We start from the raw sequence: 16587 nt of genomic DNA, 5'->3' as shown, positions 1-16587 counted from the left end.
ACTCCTTCGGCCTTACTCTAATCTAATGGGCCATAAATACGGCTAGCGTACCTGTGCAGTGGTATGTTGCAGATTGGTCTCAGCACAATCCTGTACCTCATGCGAATGACGGACATGAAAATTAATTTTGCCATTCGTTACCACAGCTTCAGAACCCAGATAACTCTCCATCCGATCCATATCATGAGACACCATTAGAAAAGTCATTCGGTGATGTTCATGCATATGCGTAATCAGTTCAAAGAAACTGGCCTGTGATTCAGCATCAATACCTACGGTAGGTTCATCCAGAATCAACAGATCAGGGTGATTGATAAGCGCTCGTGCCAAAAATACACGCTGCTGCTGTCCGCCAGACAATTGACCAATACGTTTGTTCGCCAGATCCTCGATCCGCATGACCTGCATCGCATCCGTGCACTGTTGCTGACATTTGCGAGACATACGACGGAACATGTTTTTGTTATTATACAAGCCTGACATGACCACTTCACGAACGGTCGCAGGAAACAACGGGTTAAATGCATTCTTTTGAGGCACATACCCGATTCGGTCCCAGTCCTTGAACCTGCGGATCGACTGTCCGAATAGTTTGATATCTCCCTGCGCAGGAGGAAGAAGTCCTACCAGCATGCGCAGCAATGTCGTTTTACCCGCCCCATTGGAACCGATAATCCCGACAAAGTCCCGTTCCTGGGCCATAAAATCGAGATTCTCAATCACTCGCTGGTCCCCGTAGGAAAATGATAGTTTCTCGATCTCTATAATTGGATCATGACATAGTGGCATGATTTGCTGCATGGCAAAGCCGCCCTTCATTATATATAAGAATCCCATAGCGTCCTAAGAGCCTTCACCGTGAACGGTAAAGACTCTTCGATCTGAATTCTTCATTATATCTTATTTTAATGCGATCAGCAGATTTTGCAAATTTTTCTCCATGAGGGTGAAATAATCATCCCGGTTTGTTGCCTGCTCCTTGGTCAATCCCTCAACCGGATTAAGGACCATGGTCTCCACTCCTGCTTCACTTGCCAGTGTTTTCGCCAATTTGTCAGATACCAGCTCTTCGAAGAAAATGTATTTAATGCCCTCATCTTTAACCAGTTTCGCAAGCTTCACAATATCCTGTCCTGTCGGTTCAGCATCCGGGGAAAGTCCCATAATGGCATGCTGGGTTAATCCATAATCACGTGCAAGGTAGCCAAACGCTTGGTGCGAGACAACAATCTCGTTGTTTGGTACGTTAGCCAATTCATCTGTAAAACGCTGATCCAGCGTCTCAAGCTTCGTACGAAGCTCTTCATAACGTTGTTCGTAACCTGCTTTGTGATCAGGGTCTGCCTCAACCAGACTATTTTTGATGTTTTCAGCCATGATCATGGCTGATTTCGGACTAACCCACGTATGTGGATCAATATGATGATCAGCGACATCTTCACTGGTAGCCTCATCTGCATGCTCGTCTTCGTGCTCTTCACCGTGACCGTGCCCATCATCACCCTCAGCAGTTAACAGTTTAACCCCTTCGCTAACGGCAACAGACTTCACCTGTGTATCGCTATTCAGCGACTTCAGGAAATTTGGCACCCATCCTTCCAGTCCAGCTCCATTATAGAGAAACAGCTGTGCCTTGGACGTATTAACAATATCCTGACTCTTCGGAGTCCAGTCATGTGGCTCTACTCCCGTTGGCAGCAGGTTAATAACATTGGCATCCTCACCACCGATTGCAGTCGTAAAAGCATATACAGGATAAAATGTCGTCACAACGTTTACCTTGCCTTCCACAATCTTCGCACTATTGGAACTATCCTGCCCACAAGCTGACAATATCAGCAAAGTGAGAATAAGCAAACCCGTCCACAGTAACTTCATGTTGCCTCTTTTGCTCGTATTCCCTATCCGGTTATCCTGAGCTTGATGTTGCACTTTATAAAATGTCATTATGATTCACTCCGCATCTCTTAATCGTAAACATTACTGAAAGAATTATAGGTAACCTGAACCTACTTGTCAAGCTATCCCGTCCTATTCATTCTTTCCTGAAGTACGGAGTTCATAACAGTATATGCTTGTTCTCTTCCCGTCAGATACGAATTATATCAACAAAAAAAGGGGCCCGAATTACATCGGGCCACCTTGTGTCATTTTTATGACAGAATTTGATTTCTTATTTCACTTGTGCGCCATTAGGCATGTTGTCTGGTACTGTTGCCAGTGTAAGTTGGTCGCCATGGGATGCTGCAAGGATCATACCCTGAGACAATTCACCACGAAGTTTCACCGGTTTGAGGTTCGTGACACAGATGACTTTGCGTCCAACCATCTCTTCTGGCGAATAGAACTTCGCAATTCCAGATACGACCTGACGCTGCTCATAACCCAGATCGAGCTGCAATTTCAGCAACTTATCCGCTTTTTTGACCGGTTCGCAGGCAATGACTTGCGCGACATGCAGTTCAACTTTGGCAAAATCGTCAATACCGATCTCTTCCGTACCTTCAGGTGCGGTTACCGGTTCAACAGCTGCTGAAGTTCCAGCATCTGTTTGACTTGTTTCAGGCTGTGCTGCTTTTTGGCCACCAGTCATTGCTTCGGAGATATAAGCAATTTCCTGTTCGGAATCCAAACGTGGGAAGATTGGATCACCTTTTTGCAATGCGTTTCCAGTTGGAACCAGACCCCATTGCTTAGCTGTATCCCAAGCCGTAAGTTCACCTTCCTGAATGCCGAGCTGTGCCCAGATTTTATGAGGAGCACGTGTCAGGAACGGTTGCAACAAGATGGAAGCAATTCGCAAGCTTTCGATCAGGTGAGCCATAACGGATGCCAATTCATCACGTTTTGCTTCATCACGAGCCAGCGCCCATGGCTGCGTCTCATCAATATATTTGTTGGTGCGGCTGACAAACTGGCTGATCGCTGTCAGTGCTACGGAAAACTGCAGGTTTTCCATCGCCTGTTCCACTTTTTCCACCGTAGCATGGCCTGCTTCTTCCAGCGAAGCATCAAATTCCGTTACATTCGATGCAAACGCAGGGGCTTTGCCTTCAAAATATTTGTCTACCATGGCAACGGTACGGTTCAACAAGTTACCCAGATCGTTTGCGAGGTCGGAGTTAACACGTTCTACGAAGCTCTCTGGTGTAAAGGTACCATCGGAACCAAACGGTACTTCACGCAGCAGGTAATAACGCAGTGCATCGAGACCGTAACGGTCAATCAGAGTCACTGGATCAACGACATTACCTTTGGATTTGGACATTTTGCCATCCTTCATCAACAACCAGCCATGTGCAAACACTTTCTTCGGCAAAGGCAGATCCAATGCCATCAACATAATTGGCCAGTAGATCGTATGGAAACGAACAATTTCTTTCCCTACCAGATGTACATCCGCAGGCCAGAACTTGTTATACAGGGATGCATCGGATGAACCGTAGCCCAGTGCTGTAATATAGTTGGACAACGCATCAATCCACACATAAACCACGTGTTTTGGATCACCTTTAACTTTGACGCCCCATTCAAATGTAGTCCGCGATACGGCCAAATCTTCAAGACCTGGCTTGATGAAGTTGTTGATCATCTCGTTCTTACGGGATTCCGGCTGAATAAAGCCCGGGTTCTCTTCATAATATTTCAACAAACGATCTGCATATTTGCTCATACGGAAGAAGTAAGATTCTTCTTTGACCAATTCAACCGGGTGTCCGCTATCCGGGCTCTTGGCCGAGATAATCTCACCCTTCTCATTTTTCTCTACATCCACCAGTTGAGTCTCCGTGTAATACGTCTCATCCGGAATGCTGTACCAGCCTTCGTACTCACCTTTGTATATATCTCCCTGTTTCAGCAAACGGTCAAAGATATCCTGAACAATGGTTTTGTGACGTTCTTCGGTTGTACGGATAAAGTCGTCATTGGAAATGTCCAACTTGTTCCACAGTTCCTTGATCCCCACAACGATATCGTCGATAAAAGCTTGCGGTGTCTGTCCTTTCTCTTGTGCCTTGCGCTCAATCTTCTGGCCATGTTCATCGGTTCCTGTCAGATAATGAGCATCGTAACCGCGTAGACGCTTGTAACGAACCATCGCATCTCCCGCCACAGTTGTATACGCATGCCCAATATGCAATTTGTCACTCGGATAATAAATCGGGGTTGTCAGATAAAATGTTTTTTGGTCAGCCATGAATGACTTCTCCTCCTTCAAATGTTCCTGCTTCATGTGATCCCTTCGTCCAAAACAACTAAAAAAGAACACAAAAAACTCCCGCCCCTATGGGACGAGAGTTGCTCTCACGTGTTACCACCCAAATTCCCCATGTTTTTCGCAAAACACAGGCTCTGTCGGTCCTTCGACCGCCCATTAACGCTGGATCACGCCTCAGCCTTACGACAACAGCTCTGAAATCACTGTCTGCACGCTCGAAAGAGGTTCCTCCGGGACCATATTCCATCCTCCTCCCAGACCGGTTCTCAGCTCATCCGGCTCTCTGCACTGGGGGTGTGTCTGTACTTATCCCTTCACTGGAAATCATATAGAAGTTGTTCAAAAAGTTAAAACTAGACTTATTGAACTCGCATATATAGGAAAAATATACTGAAATGCGGACCCCTTTGTCAAGTGGACAGCATACTCAAGTTCAATCCTGGCCTGCTTCCAGGCCACCAGAATACTTCAGGCAACATCGTTACTCTGATACCATCATAGACTTTTCCGCCTTTGGTGGCACCAGATCTACACCGCCTGGATGAAACGGGTGGCATTTGGCAATACGTTTCGCTGTTAACAACGAACCTTTGAGCGCACCGTGCACTTCAATCGCCTCCATGGCGTAAGCCGAACAGCTCGGATAGAACCGACATGTTGGCGGTGTTAATGGAGAGATATAGTTGCGGTACACCCGGATGGGTGCCTGAGCAATTCTGCGCGATAACTTCATGGTCAGTGCTTCCCATGAGCGTGTGTATGTCCCGATGCCGCTTTGGCCGGAGCATGCTCTGCACAGTCCTTGCAATATCCAAATACTTCGAACTTGTGGTCTACAACCTGAAATTGCTCAGGCGCATCCGCAAGCTGCATCGGGCAAAAAATAATAGGATATGTCTTCTGACACTTCAGACAGATCATATGATGGTGATGATGATCTTCACTACAGTGCGCTTTGAATTTAACGCCATCTTCGAAGATGACCTGTTCCAGTACACCCAGTTCCTGCATCACCCGCAAATTACGATATACTGTGTCAAAACTCAGTCCGCTGTAAGTCTTACCCATATATTCATAGACGTCCTTGGGTGTAAGATACCCCGGAGACTCGGCAAATAACCGGGCCAGTGTTTTCCGCTGATCGGTAATGCGAAGCCCCTGTGAGGACATGGTTGAAATAATCTGTTCTGTCGACAGCATGATCTAAAGCACCTCCTGTCATACGAGCATTTTGCATCATTCATAGAGCGACAGTTATTCGGCAAAAGTTAAAACTTTTGCTTTCTTGTATACCTCTAATAATGCATCAAATTACGATTAGAGTCAACGAAGACACCGGGTTAGGTCATTCCAACATTACATAAAAAGGACTCCATGCACATGCATTGCCATTAGTCTAGCTTGAGCTAATGACATTACATTTTGATGGAGTCCCTTCCTGACGGTTCAGATGATCAAACGTTCGGGCGACTTTTGGGGTGAACGGGTATATATGATATAAGCTTTCACTCCAAACCGTCCGTGCAGGTTCATATTATTACTTTTCAGCCGGAAGCGGCGTGAACAGCAGGTTAACAGGCAAGTTACTTCCTGGTGCCGCCGAGAAGAGAATGGTTACACTCTCGCCGTACGAACCTGTGCGATACATAACACTTTGCTCATTAGGTGCAGTTACAGATTTACCTGTGGAAATCTGAACGACCTGTCCATTCACGAGTGCCACACCTGAATATCTGCCTCCACGAGGGTTGAATGAAATCAACGTGCGCGGAGCAACATTATTCAATGTAATTTTGTACAATACACCGAAGTTACCTGCGTTGGACGCTTCAGTGAAAGCCATAGGGTCCGTTCCCACAAGGTTTGGATCACTTGCATTGTCTCCAAGTGGAAGACGTGCAGGTTTCGACCCTACTTCTTGATCATACGTAATGATCCGTGTTGCATTTGGATAGGTACCACGGTTGTGAACTCCATCACGATCCAGAACCGGCAGGCTCGATAACACTTCCATCGGGTCCTTGTTTTCTTCGATCATGATAATGTTGTAATCCAGTTCATAGTCACTGAATACATCCGAATACAAGGAAATGACTTGTCCCTGTTTCATCGGAAGAACGCTCAGATCATTAAGAATCAGCTTGCTTTCTCCTGGCTGGATGTACACTTTCTTTTGTCCGGTACCATTCTGCATGGACTGGAACCAACGGTCAATGGACAGCTTTCCAGCTACCGTTGCAAAAGGAGACGGTCCTGCAAAACCCATGTTTTGCTGGTCAATGGACGCCGTGTATGCATTGTTATTTGTCGCTACAACATACATTTTTACGCTTTTGCCCGTGTTGTTCACATGGTGAATCATGAAACGTGTCTGTCCAAAGGAAGATTCCTTGTACACAATACCTTCCGTATTCACGGTTTCAGGGCTGTTACTGCGGATCAACAGACTTGGTTCATCATAATAAGTGAAAGGTACTTTCTCCAATGCCGGTACTCCACCACCGTCAAAAGTGAACTTCTCACCGACTGGTGTGAACAATTGATTAAAGTCAGTCACACTATAAAGTGTTTCTCCCGTAATATTGATCATCTTGGTATAGCTATCGCTAGCACCATGTTTATCGGTAACTGTAATCGTTACGGTCTTCGGTCCTGGAACAAAGAATGCAAGTGCATTGTTATCCCATTCTGTTTTTACAATTGCGTTCTCATCATCTGTACTTTGATCAATATAAGTGATTTTCTCACCCATTTTGTATTCTTCTTTATCTGTCGTAAACATCGCGACAGGTGGCAGATTTGGTCTTTCAACCTTAATCGTAACCGAATACGGATCGCTCCATTGACCACTTGAATCCTGGACCGCATAGGTTACTGTGTATACACCTGGTTGGTCGAATGAATCCTGACGGCCTGTCCAACGCTCATCTACAATGCTGAGTCCCTTGGGAGAGCTAGATCTGGTTGTGTAGGTTACCTGGTCTCCGGCAAAAACCTCTTTTTGTACCGTGAAGCTTGCCACCGGTTTGGTACTCAGATTCAATACAACCGTTTTGGCAGATTGGTTTACTTTATACGTAATGTCCAGAGCCAGTGTAATTGAAGTCAACGGCACCATGAACGTATTTTTTTGTTGATAAGCCGCGCCCTTCATCGTTCTGGACACACCATTAACGGTATAGATCTTGCTGTTTGTTTTGAAACGCAGCTCATCTTCACCACTAATAATGATCGTTTCTTTAGTTGTGTTATCATATTTAACATCATAGCCAACCCGATCAACGAGAGCACGGATCGCTACATAGGATACACCATTTTTTACAGCCATCGGCTGTCCAGCAAGATATGTTTTGCCATCTTGCATCATTTTATTACTGTTCATATAAAGAGTGAGGTCTCCACCCCGGCCTCCAGCAACAGATGAACCGCCTGTAGATGGTTGCTCCACTTCGACTGGTGCAGGTGCTGGTGTTTCCTCAGCTGTACCTTCTTCGTCCATAGGTTCAATTACCGGCTCAACAGGAGTCGCGTCTGTTCCTGTAGGAACATCTGTCTCAGGAGGGTTCACTTCTTCAGTTGTTTCATTATTTGATGTTGGAGTGTTTGTTCCGGATTTCACTTCGGATTCCGCAATGGTCTGTTCTTTCTTCACAACCTCCACGGATTTAACTTTGGCTGTATTCACTGATGTAGTATCGCTCTGATCTGCTGATTGTGCATTGGCAGGAATCACTGCAAACGCCTGAAACACAGCAAAAGCGGTAAGTATGGACAATTTCTTCTTCAAATTCATTCTTTGTCTTTGGCTCCTTCTGCTCCCATTTTATAAATATCCCCCTCAAAAAGTCATATTATTAGACGCTTGGAACCGGGAAAAGTTGCTAAAAAGTTAAGAGGAGAATTGTAAACTTTTAATAGAAGGAAAATACTATGAAAATAGTTATCTATCAATTATCTTTTTGGCATTCATATTCCAAAATTAACCAATAGAAAATTCCAACAAAAAAATCTCTCCAGGAGATGGTCAATCAGCACCATATCGCAGAGAGATGTAAGGATTAAATAGTTCTAGCGCAAACGGACAGGTAGACTTCCTGTTGGTTGCAGTCCACCGGTTAACACATGGGACAGTACCCGAACAACTGCAGGTGTATTCTCATATGTACATACATAACTACCCGGCCTCGAGATCTCCAGCAGATCATATGGATTGCGTAGAGCAATTACAATCAGCGAATGATTTTTACTAAGCTTTTCAACCAAAAACTGTTGCCTTTTCGGAAGATGACCTGCCGATGTGTACGTACATACGATAACTTGTTCACTATCTGACACATCAGCCAATATCCGATCTGTTTCATCATAAGTGGGCTGAGTAGTAATTTTGTGCTCACGAACTCTGCCTCGCAGCTGCGATAACGCCATACCCAACGATTCTGTATGGGACCATGGTTCATCCACCTCTGTCCGTTGCACAACCTCAGGCCAGATGACATATACGCCCTTCTCTGGGTCCAACGGCAACAGCCCATCATTATGAACGATGGTAATACTGCTTGAAGCAATCTTGAACAACGTCAATTCGTTGGGCTCAGTGGGTTTAGTGCAATCAACAGGTTCAACATCGGTTGCTTCGACCGTTTCACTCGCTTTCGGCGAAACCAGATGATCATTCTGCTGGCCACAGCGCTTTTTTTTCCATGTCATAATGCGTTCAACCGCCTGATGAATAACCTCTTCCGAGATCCGGCCCGTTCGAACTGCTTCCACAATGGCTTCCAGCGCAGCAACCTGATCTTGCAAGGTATGACTCACCAGAATCAGATCTGCTCCTGCCTCCACAGCACGAATAGCAGCTTCAGCTACCCCATAGGGTTTGGATATTGCATGCATTTCAAGACAGTCTGTAATAATAATGCCTTCAAAACCCATTTCCTCACGTAGCAGACCCGTTAACACCTTATGTGACAACGTAGCCGGAATGGGCTCGGGCTCAATCGAAGGGAACATCACATGAGCTGTCATAATAGCATCAACTCCGGCCTCAATCGCCTTACGGAACGGTAACAACTCCATCTGTTCCAGCCTGTTTCGATCATGAGGTACCGTAACCATACCAAGATGAGAATCTACAGCGGTATCTCCATGTCCAGGAAAATGTTTGGCAGTAGCAGCTATGCCCTGTGATTGATATCCGGTGATGGCTGCTACGCCATGAGCGGCCACACTTTCAGCATGTTCACCATACGAACGCACACCGATAACCGGGTTAAGCGGGTTGTTATTCACGTCGACCACTGGCGCAAGGTTCATATCAATACCGATGTTTTTTAACTCACGACCCAGAATTTGAGCACACTCCAGAGTATATTCCGCATTGCCTGTCGCACCAAGCGCCATATTACCCGGCACTTGGGTCATTCCCTCTTGGTCAATCCGTGCAACCATGCCACCTTCCTGGTCCACCGAAATCATGAGTGGTAGAGCCCCTGCTTCAGCAGACATCTCTTGCAGTTCGGCGGATAGCCGTGTCAATTGATCTACACTTTCGACATTACGCCGGAAATAAATGACACCCCCGACGTGATAGTCACGGATTAAACGAGTAATCTGTTCATCTGCGTGCTGACTGTGAAATCCACACATCAACAATTGTCCTACCTTTTGCTCCAATGTCAGATCATTCAAGGGTTTCATTCGACCTCTCCTCCCGTTTCCCTTGGTACTACAAACCCAATTGTTTACTCTGCCTGTACTCTGAGGGTTTCATGTGAAAGTGTTTATGAAACACCTTGGAGAAGTAACGGCGCTCCTTGAACCCTGTTGCTTCCCCAATCGCTGTTATGCTCCATTCGGTTGTACTCAACAATAAAGCGGCACTTTCCATCCGTTTCTGCGTCATATATTCCACAAAAGTAACACCCATTTGGGTTTTAAATAGCTGGCAAAAGTATCCCGGGCTGATTCCAAGCCAATCTGAGACTTCATCTATTCCCAAGTCCTGTTGCAGCCGTGCGTCCATATACTCACATGCAGAGAGGATCAGTTCCGATACAGAAGGACGTGGTTGCGTTTGTTTGCCCTGAGAGGCATGGGTAACGACCTCTGCAAGTTCAAGGAGTTCCCTCATGGATACAGCTCCTTGCAGTGCATTCCAAAAGTTCACTTCGTGCTCTTCAGCGAGGGCCTGTATTTCACGCAGTTCCCGAAGCATGTGTACAAGCATAAACCGAAGATTGGTTTCATCTATCCTGTTGAAGGATTGTCCTGAATTCCCCATTTGCTGTTTAAGCCGCTCCAATACATCACATAACCCCTGCTTGTTCCCTTGACGAATCCACCGAGTAACAAGCTCCAGATCTTCTCTTGTAATCCATGAGTTAGCCCCTTTGGAGGCCGTATGATCATACGATAAGGTGGTTTCGGGACAACTCGCCTTCAGCACCTTGTCTTCACTCTCCGAATGGGACATCAGTATTTTTTGACAATGCCGGTATCGCTCCAGAATTTCACTTTCCAGGTTCACGGGCACAGCACCCTGAACAACCCTGACCTTCACACTTGAATCCAAGGACAATATCGCATTTAATTCGAGACACAGTTGATGGGCCAGTTCCTCTGAGCGACGTTTCCACTCACCTGATGCCTCCAGCAAGATGCACCACTCCCCTTTGCGAGTCGAAAGAATCTGACAGTCCCCCTCAATTCTCTCTGCTACTTCCCTAAGTCTGGAACTTAAGGTCTCATGCCATCGTTGGTGCTGAAGCTCGGACCAGCCGATAGAATGGCGAAAATAACCGACCGCATCCACCAGCAGCAACGTATACGGTGTAGCAGTTGTTATGAATTCAGGAACAGAGGCAGGATAGGCAACCTTCAACGGTGCTTCTCCTCGCAACAGGTCAATCAACTGTTTGTGTCTGATCCAGCTTTCCATCTCTTGGCTGCGATAACGTTGCGATTCGTTTTCCAGACGTCTCTTCTGGATCTGTCCGGCAAGTTCACGCAGTTTATGTTCCAGATTCAAATAATCAATGGGCTTACATATGTATTCATGTACGTTATACTTGATAGCAGTTCGAGCATATTCAAACTGCTGATACCCGGTCAGCAAAATAATCTCACACGTTTCACCCTGCTCTCGCAGCAAACGAATAAGTTCCAATCCATCCATAGACGGCATTCGAATATCACACAAGAGAATGTCCGGATGACTTTCTGTTACTTTCCCCAGCGCTTCTACACCACTTCTCGCTGTACCTGTGATTTCAATCCCCATCTCTTCCCAGGGTAAAATGTAGTTCAGATTCTCCAGAATCGGCAGCTCATCGTCGACCAGCATTGCAGTCAGATTCATCCGGCTTCCTCCTGCTCATATAATGGAATGATGCATCGAATAACTGTGCCATACCCCGGTGCTGAACATATAAATATGCCATACCCGGCCCCGTATTGAATACGAATTCGATCTGCCACACTTCGTAATCCCAATCCCCTGCGTTCCGTTATGGACGATAATGATTCCGCCCCTTCCGCGAGCATATCTTCCGGTGGATCTTCTGCCATATACTCAAATCGTGCGAGCATTTCCTGGGGAATACCGATCCCATTATCCTCAACACATAACACCAGATGACCCCGTTCTGCATATGCGCTTATCCGCAGTACACCTGGATAGGTGATCCCCTCAAACCCATGTTGAATGCTATTTTCCACCAGAGGCTGAAGGGTAAGCTTAAGCAGAATTGAGCTGTATAGATGGGGTGGAATGTCAATCTCATAGGTGAACAAATCACTGAACCTGTACTGTTGAATCTCCAGATAACTCTGCAAATGTCTTATTTCCTCACCCAGCGGAATCTCCTCCTGATCCTGAATGCTGATACGAAGCATATTGCCAAGTCTGGTCACCATCTCGCTTACTTTACGGCCCTCCCCACGCAGCGCTAATCCATTAATGGATTCCAATGTGTTAAACAGAAAATGAGGTTTGATCTGGGCCTGTAATACACGTAGTTCCGCTTGGGCCTTCTGCTCTTGCTCTGCACGAACACGACGGAATAATCCCCCGATCCGATCCAATAGTTCATTGAACCCTTGCGCAAGCAGCTGCATTTCATCGAACCCTTTTCCTTCCACCCTTGCATTAAAATCACCATCATCCACACGACGCATAAACCTTACAAGTACAGCAATGTTACCCGTAATGCGATTCATGAAAAAAAGATTAAAGATCATCGCTGCGAGCAGACATGACAGAATAATGATGACAGACCAACCTGCAAAGGCATTGGTTTCCGCAGATAAGGCTTCCCATGAAGTCACACTGACGAGACTCCAGTTATAGTTCTTCAGATGATATTGTGAAATGATGCTCTCCTTGCCGTCAAAGACCGTTCTGACGCTACTAAAGCCAGGACCGTAACGGCTGGATTCAGCACCAAGGTTTTGCATGTTCTCACCGTTATATATACCTGCAGGATCATAGACAATCAGCCCTTCTTCATTAATTAACAGGAATGATGTATCCTGTGCCGAATCGCTGATTTGCAGGTGACGGAAGATCCGGTCGATCTCTCCTTTTTTGATCTGAACAACAAGCACGCCGATATTTTGAAAATAACTGAGTTCTTTGACCAGTCTGATCTGGGTGAAGACAGGCTCTACCCCGGTTAATTCGGGATATTCCAGAGGTGCGAGCCATTTAGGCACGCCATTAAGTTGCTGAATTTCGTTGAATAAGGGATGCACTTTGAATTGCTGAAAAGGAAGGGCTTGAAAATTTTCTTTGGTGAAAATGGAGACAATCTGGTTGTTCTCGGAAGAACGCAAATCATATAAAAAGGCATAACTAATGAATGGATAATTATATAGAAGGGAACGGAAATTGCGCTGGCTGGCATTCAGAGATAACTGATTACCGGTTCCCAGATCCTGCTTGGTCGGATCTTTGGCATTCAACGCCATTTGAAAAACCGATGTCGCTATCCCGTTGTCGGTCACATTATTAATCTGCTGAAATACATTCTCGATATTGTAGCTGATGGCCTGAAGCGCATATTCGGCCTGTTGATTGTATTTTTTCTCAATCGTATGTGATGTGACCAGAAACATGCCAATGCCTAGCGCACACATCGGTACAATAATCAGCAGCAGAAATGCCAAGGCCAGCTTCATTCGCAAGTTCATATCCCGTTCTCCCTATTAACTGGTTCATGGTATTAACCTTTGACACCACCTGCAGTTACTCCTTCTATAATTTTCTCCTGGAGTATAGCGTAGATCACAAGTACAGGTACAACGCTGTATACAATACCTGCCGACATCTGAGCATAATTCATCTGATATTGATCCCGAAACTGGACCATGCCCACTGGCAGCGTACGCAATTTATCGGTGGATAAAAAATAGTTGGCGAGTAAAAATTCGTTCCAGTTGCCGAGGAAATTAACGATAAAAACCGTAACAATGGCTGGAACTGTAAGAGGTATCACTATTTTAGCAAAGATACCCGGGGCCCTCAAGCCGTCCATGACCGCCGCTTCCTCAATTTCCCCAGGCAGAGAACGCATAAAAGCCGCCAGGATAATAATTGTAAAGGGGATCGCATTGGCCACATAGGGCACGATCAATGCCAGATGTGTATCCAATATGCCCATTTTGCGAACAAGCAGATAGATCGGAAGCATAAGTGCATTGTTGGGAATAAGCATGCCCGCCAGAATTAAACTGTACAGAAACAGGCTCCATCTCCGGTGTCTCATCCGGGTTACGGCAAAAGCAAACATGGCGCCGAGGACAATCGTACACGCCGACGATAAAACCGAAATGTACAGGCTGTTCCAGAAATACGTACCAATCTTGGCATTCACCCAAGCCTCCACGTAATTGTTAAACTCCCATGTTGTAGGCAAACCGAATGGATTCAGGGCGATTTCATTGTTATCCTGCTTGAAGGAAGAGAAAATCACAAATAAAAAGGGAAACAAAATCGCGATTAAATACAACATTAACAACACATGAGGTATACTGCTTTTTATGCTTTTCGCCATCAATATTCCACCTTCTCGCCCCGCCTCGCCACCAGCAGTTGATACACCGCAGTGAGCACAAGCGTCAGAGCAAAGATCAGCACTGCAATGGTATTACCATAACCATATTTGAAGTTGGTAATTGCATATTTGATCATATATGTCGCCAGAACCTCAGTGGACCCAGCGGGCCCACCTTTGGTCATGACAATCACGATGTCGGCTGCTTTCATGGCACCTGCGATGGACAACATGATCACCACCGAAATGATCGGCCGGATCAGCGGCAACGTAATTCGCATTGCACGTTGTACCGCCGTTGCCCCATCAATTGCAGCCGCTTCATCCAGATCACGGGGAATCGCCAGTATGGCCGCCAGCACCATGACAATGTAAAATCCCGTCCACTGCCAGGCATTGGTCACCAAGATGGACAACATGGCAAATCGGTTATCCGATAACCAGTAGATTGGATCGATTCCCAGCACATGAAGTATTTTGTTTAATAGTCCGATATTGGGTTCATAGATGAACCCCCACAAGATACCGATAACGGCTGTCGACATGATGGATGGTAAAAAAACAGCGGTTTTATACAGACCTTTCAGCCTTTTCACATTGGCAATCAGAAGCGAAAACAGGACGATTAGGGGTACCTGAATCAGTACCGAAAATCCGATGAAAAAGCCGTTATTACGTGTGGAAATCCAAAAACGTTCATCGGTCAGTGCCTTCACATAATTGGATAAACCCACAAAACGTGGCTCAGCCGATACCCCATTCCAACTCGTCAGACTGTAATACAGGGAGCTACCAATAGGGTATAGAAAGAACATTACAAACAGAATTAGGGCTGGCATTACAAACAACGTATAGATTAACGGGCTGCGGAGTGAAGTATTCATGGTCAGCCTCCTTCAGTCACTTCAACGATCGCAGTTTCGACTTGAATTCGTTTATTCCACTGAGGCGTTTGCTTCCTCTTGCACCTTTTGCAACTCTTCTGCCATTTTCTCTGGCGTCGTCTGCCCACCAATCAACTTCTGAATCTGCAGATTGCTGATCTCTGTCGTCACATCGGCCTGAACAAGTGCATCAAATGCCGGGAACGACGTCTTGGACGCATTAAGCACAGCCACAATTTCTTTCATCAGATCATCGGTAATGCTATCGGTCAGCACTTTCTCGTCCAGCTTCATGGCAGGCAACACACCGTCTTCCACAAGGCCGCGGATCTGCATATCTTCATTGTAGAAATTTTTGATAAAAGCTTTCACTGCGTCCAGCTTCTGCGGGTCATCCGCCACTGCTGCCGAGAATCCGTATCCATTGTTCACATCACGCATCAAAGACGTCTGATCTCCTGCTCCGTTCTCTACCGGAGGCATATTGAAGAATCCAACCTTGCCAATGAGCGATTCACCGCTCTGACCTTCCTTAAATACAGATGATTTCCATGTTCCGTCATACATTAATACCACTTCTCCACTTGTAAATTGCGTGGTATATTCGGCATACTCAAAGCCCAGTTCACCTTTTTTGAAATAACCCTTATCCACCCATTCCTTATGTTTGGCAAAACCTTGCACAACACCCGAATCGGTCCACTTCGCTTCACCTGTTGCAAACTTTGCGGTAATCTCCGGCCCGGCATACCGGGACCACAGATGGTTGGTTAACATGAGCGGAACCCAGCCTGCCTTGGATGCGGAAGCAAGCGGCACTTTGCCATCAGCCTTGATCTCAGCCAGTATATTGTCCAGTTCAGCCATGGTAGTTGGGGCTTTCCATCCTTTTTGTTCGAAGTACTCTTTATTATAGAAAAAACCTTCGCCCGAACCGCCAATCGGCAGTCCATATACTTTGCCTTCATACGTAAACGGTTCAAGGGATGTAAACTGGTCTTGAATGCCCAGCTCTTGCAGGATTGGGGTCAGATCAAGCAACATACTTTCCTTGGCATAAACTTTGGAATCCGGGCTACCGAACAGTTCAAATATATCCGGCGGGTTGCCTGCCGCCATCTCTCCGCGAAGCTTTTCCTTACGATTCACATCGGATTCGACACCATCCAGCGTAAAGGTCAGATTGGGTATCTCTCCCTCAACTTTGTCCACAACATCCTGCAGAATGGCCAGTCTTTTCTGTTTGTCGGCTCCCACCTGCGTGTGGCGGAGAAGCATTTCAACCGGTTCCTTACTTGTCTCTTCCACAGGTGTATTGCCTGCGCCTTGCTGTGGCTCGTTACTTGAGCTTGCACATCCCGCCAAAGTCCATGAAGTGATAAGCAATAATGAAAGCAGTAATGTCATTCTTTTTTTCATCTGGTTGACCCTC

At 46.0% G+C, this 16587-nt stretch carries 12 protein-coding genes; all 12 read right to left on the bottom strand.

The window, feature by feature from the left end; translation table 11 throughout:
- Positions 1–42: 42 nt before the first annotated feature.
- A complete protein-coding gene (locus tag MKY28_RS06280) occupies positions 43–819 on the bottom strand; it encodes a metal ABC transporter ATP-binding protein (protein ID WP_235193988.1) in 777 nt (258 codons plus the stop codon).
- Positions 820–900: 81 nt separating this feature from the next.
- Entirely contained in the window at positions 901–1947 is a 1047-nt protein-coding gene (locus tag MKY28_RS06275) for a metal ABC transporter solute-binding protein, Zn/Mn family (RefSeq protein ID WP_082219134.1), read from the bottom strand.
- Positions 1948–2173: 226 nt separating this feature from the next.
- The gene (metG, locus tag MKY28_RS06270; RefSeq protein WP_047843634.1) at positions 2174–4198 is read right to left on the bottom strand and encodes a methionine--tRNA ligase; all 2025 of its coding nucleotides are present in this window, start codon (positions 4196–4198) and stop codon (positions 2174–2176) included.
- A 502-nt stretch (positions 4199–4700) separates the two neighbouring features.
- Positions 4701–4952 carry a membrane protein insertion efficiency factor YidD gene (gene yidD, locus MKY28_RS06265; RefSeq protein WP_017687565.1) on the bottom strand — a complete coding sequence of 84 codons (252 nt, stop codon included), beginning with the start codon at positions 4950–4952 and terminating at the stop codon, positions 4701–4703.
- 2 nt (positions 4953–4954) lie between these two features.
- Entirely contained in the window at positions 4955–5419 is a 465-nt protein-coding gene (locus tag MKY28_RS06260; protein WP_017687564.1) for a Fur family transcriptional regulator, read from the bottom strand.
- A 337-nt stretch (positions 5420–5756) separates the two neighbouring features.
- On the bottom strand, positions 5757–8012 hold the full coding sequence (locus MKY28_RS06255) for a stalk domain-containing protein (protein WP_047843635.1): 2256 nt from the start codon (positions 8010–8012) through the stop codon (positions 5757–5759).
- 275 nt (positions 8013–8287) lie between these two features.
- Positions 8288–9916: a beta-N-acetylhexosaminidase gene (gene nagZ / locus MKY28_RS06250; RefSeq protein WP_047843636.1), complete on the bottom strand. Its 1629-nt coding sequence runs from the start codon at positions 9914–9916 to the stop codon at positions 8288–8290.
- Between the two features lie 28 nt (positions 9917–9944).
- Positions 9945–11576: a response regulator transcription factor gene (locus MKY28_RS06245; RefSeq protein ID WP_047843637.1), complete on the bottom strand. Its 1632-nt coding sequence runs from the start codon at positions 11574–11576 to the stop codon at positions 9945–9947.
- On the bottom strand, positions 11573–13408 hold the full coding sequence (locus MKY28_RS06240; protein WP_036674969.1) for a cache domain-containing sensor histidine kinase: 1836 nt from the start codon (positions 13406–13408) through the stop codon (positions 11573–11575). The genes MKY28_RS06245 and MKY28_RS06240 overlap by 4 nt, the downstream gene beginning before the upstream one ends.
- A gap of 32 nt (positions 13409–13440) precedes the next feature.
- The gene (locus tag MKY28_RS06235) at positions 13441–14271 is read right to left on the bottom strand and encodes a carbohydrate ABC transporter permease (protein ID WP_036674968.1); all 831 of its coding nucleotides are present in this window, start codon (positions 14269–14271) and stop codon (positions 13441–13443) included.
- A complete protein-coding gene (locus tag MKY28_RS06230) occupies positions 14271–15155 on the bottom strand; it encodes a carbohydrate ABC transporter permease (RefSeq protein WP_211085311.1) in 885 nt (294 codons plus the stop codon). The genes MKY28_RS06235 and MKY28_RS06230 overlap by 1 nt, the downstream gene beginning before the upstream one ends.
- Before the next feature lie 51 nt (positions 15156–15206).
- A complete protein-coding gene (locus MKY28_RS06225; RefSeq protein WP_340935345.1) occupies positions 15207–16574 on the bottom strand; it encodes an ABC transporter substrate-binding protein in 1368 nt (455 codons plus the stop codon).
- Positions 16575–16587: the final 13 nt, after the last annotated feature.

The sequence above is a fragment of the Paenibacillus sp. FSL R5-0473 genome (assembly GCF_038004565.1).
Taxonomy (GTDB): domain Bacteria; phylum Bacillota; class Bacilli; order Paenibacillales; family Paenibacillaceae; genus Paenibacillus; species Paenibacillus amylolyticus.
The sequence above is the reverse complement of the archived record's forward strand: the minus strand, read 5'-3'. Positions and strand labels throughout refer to the sequence as shown.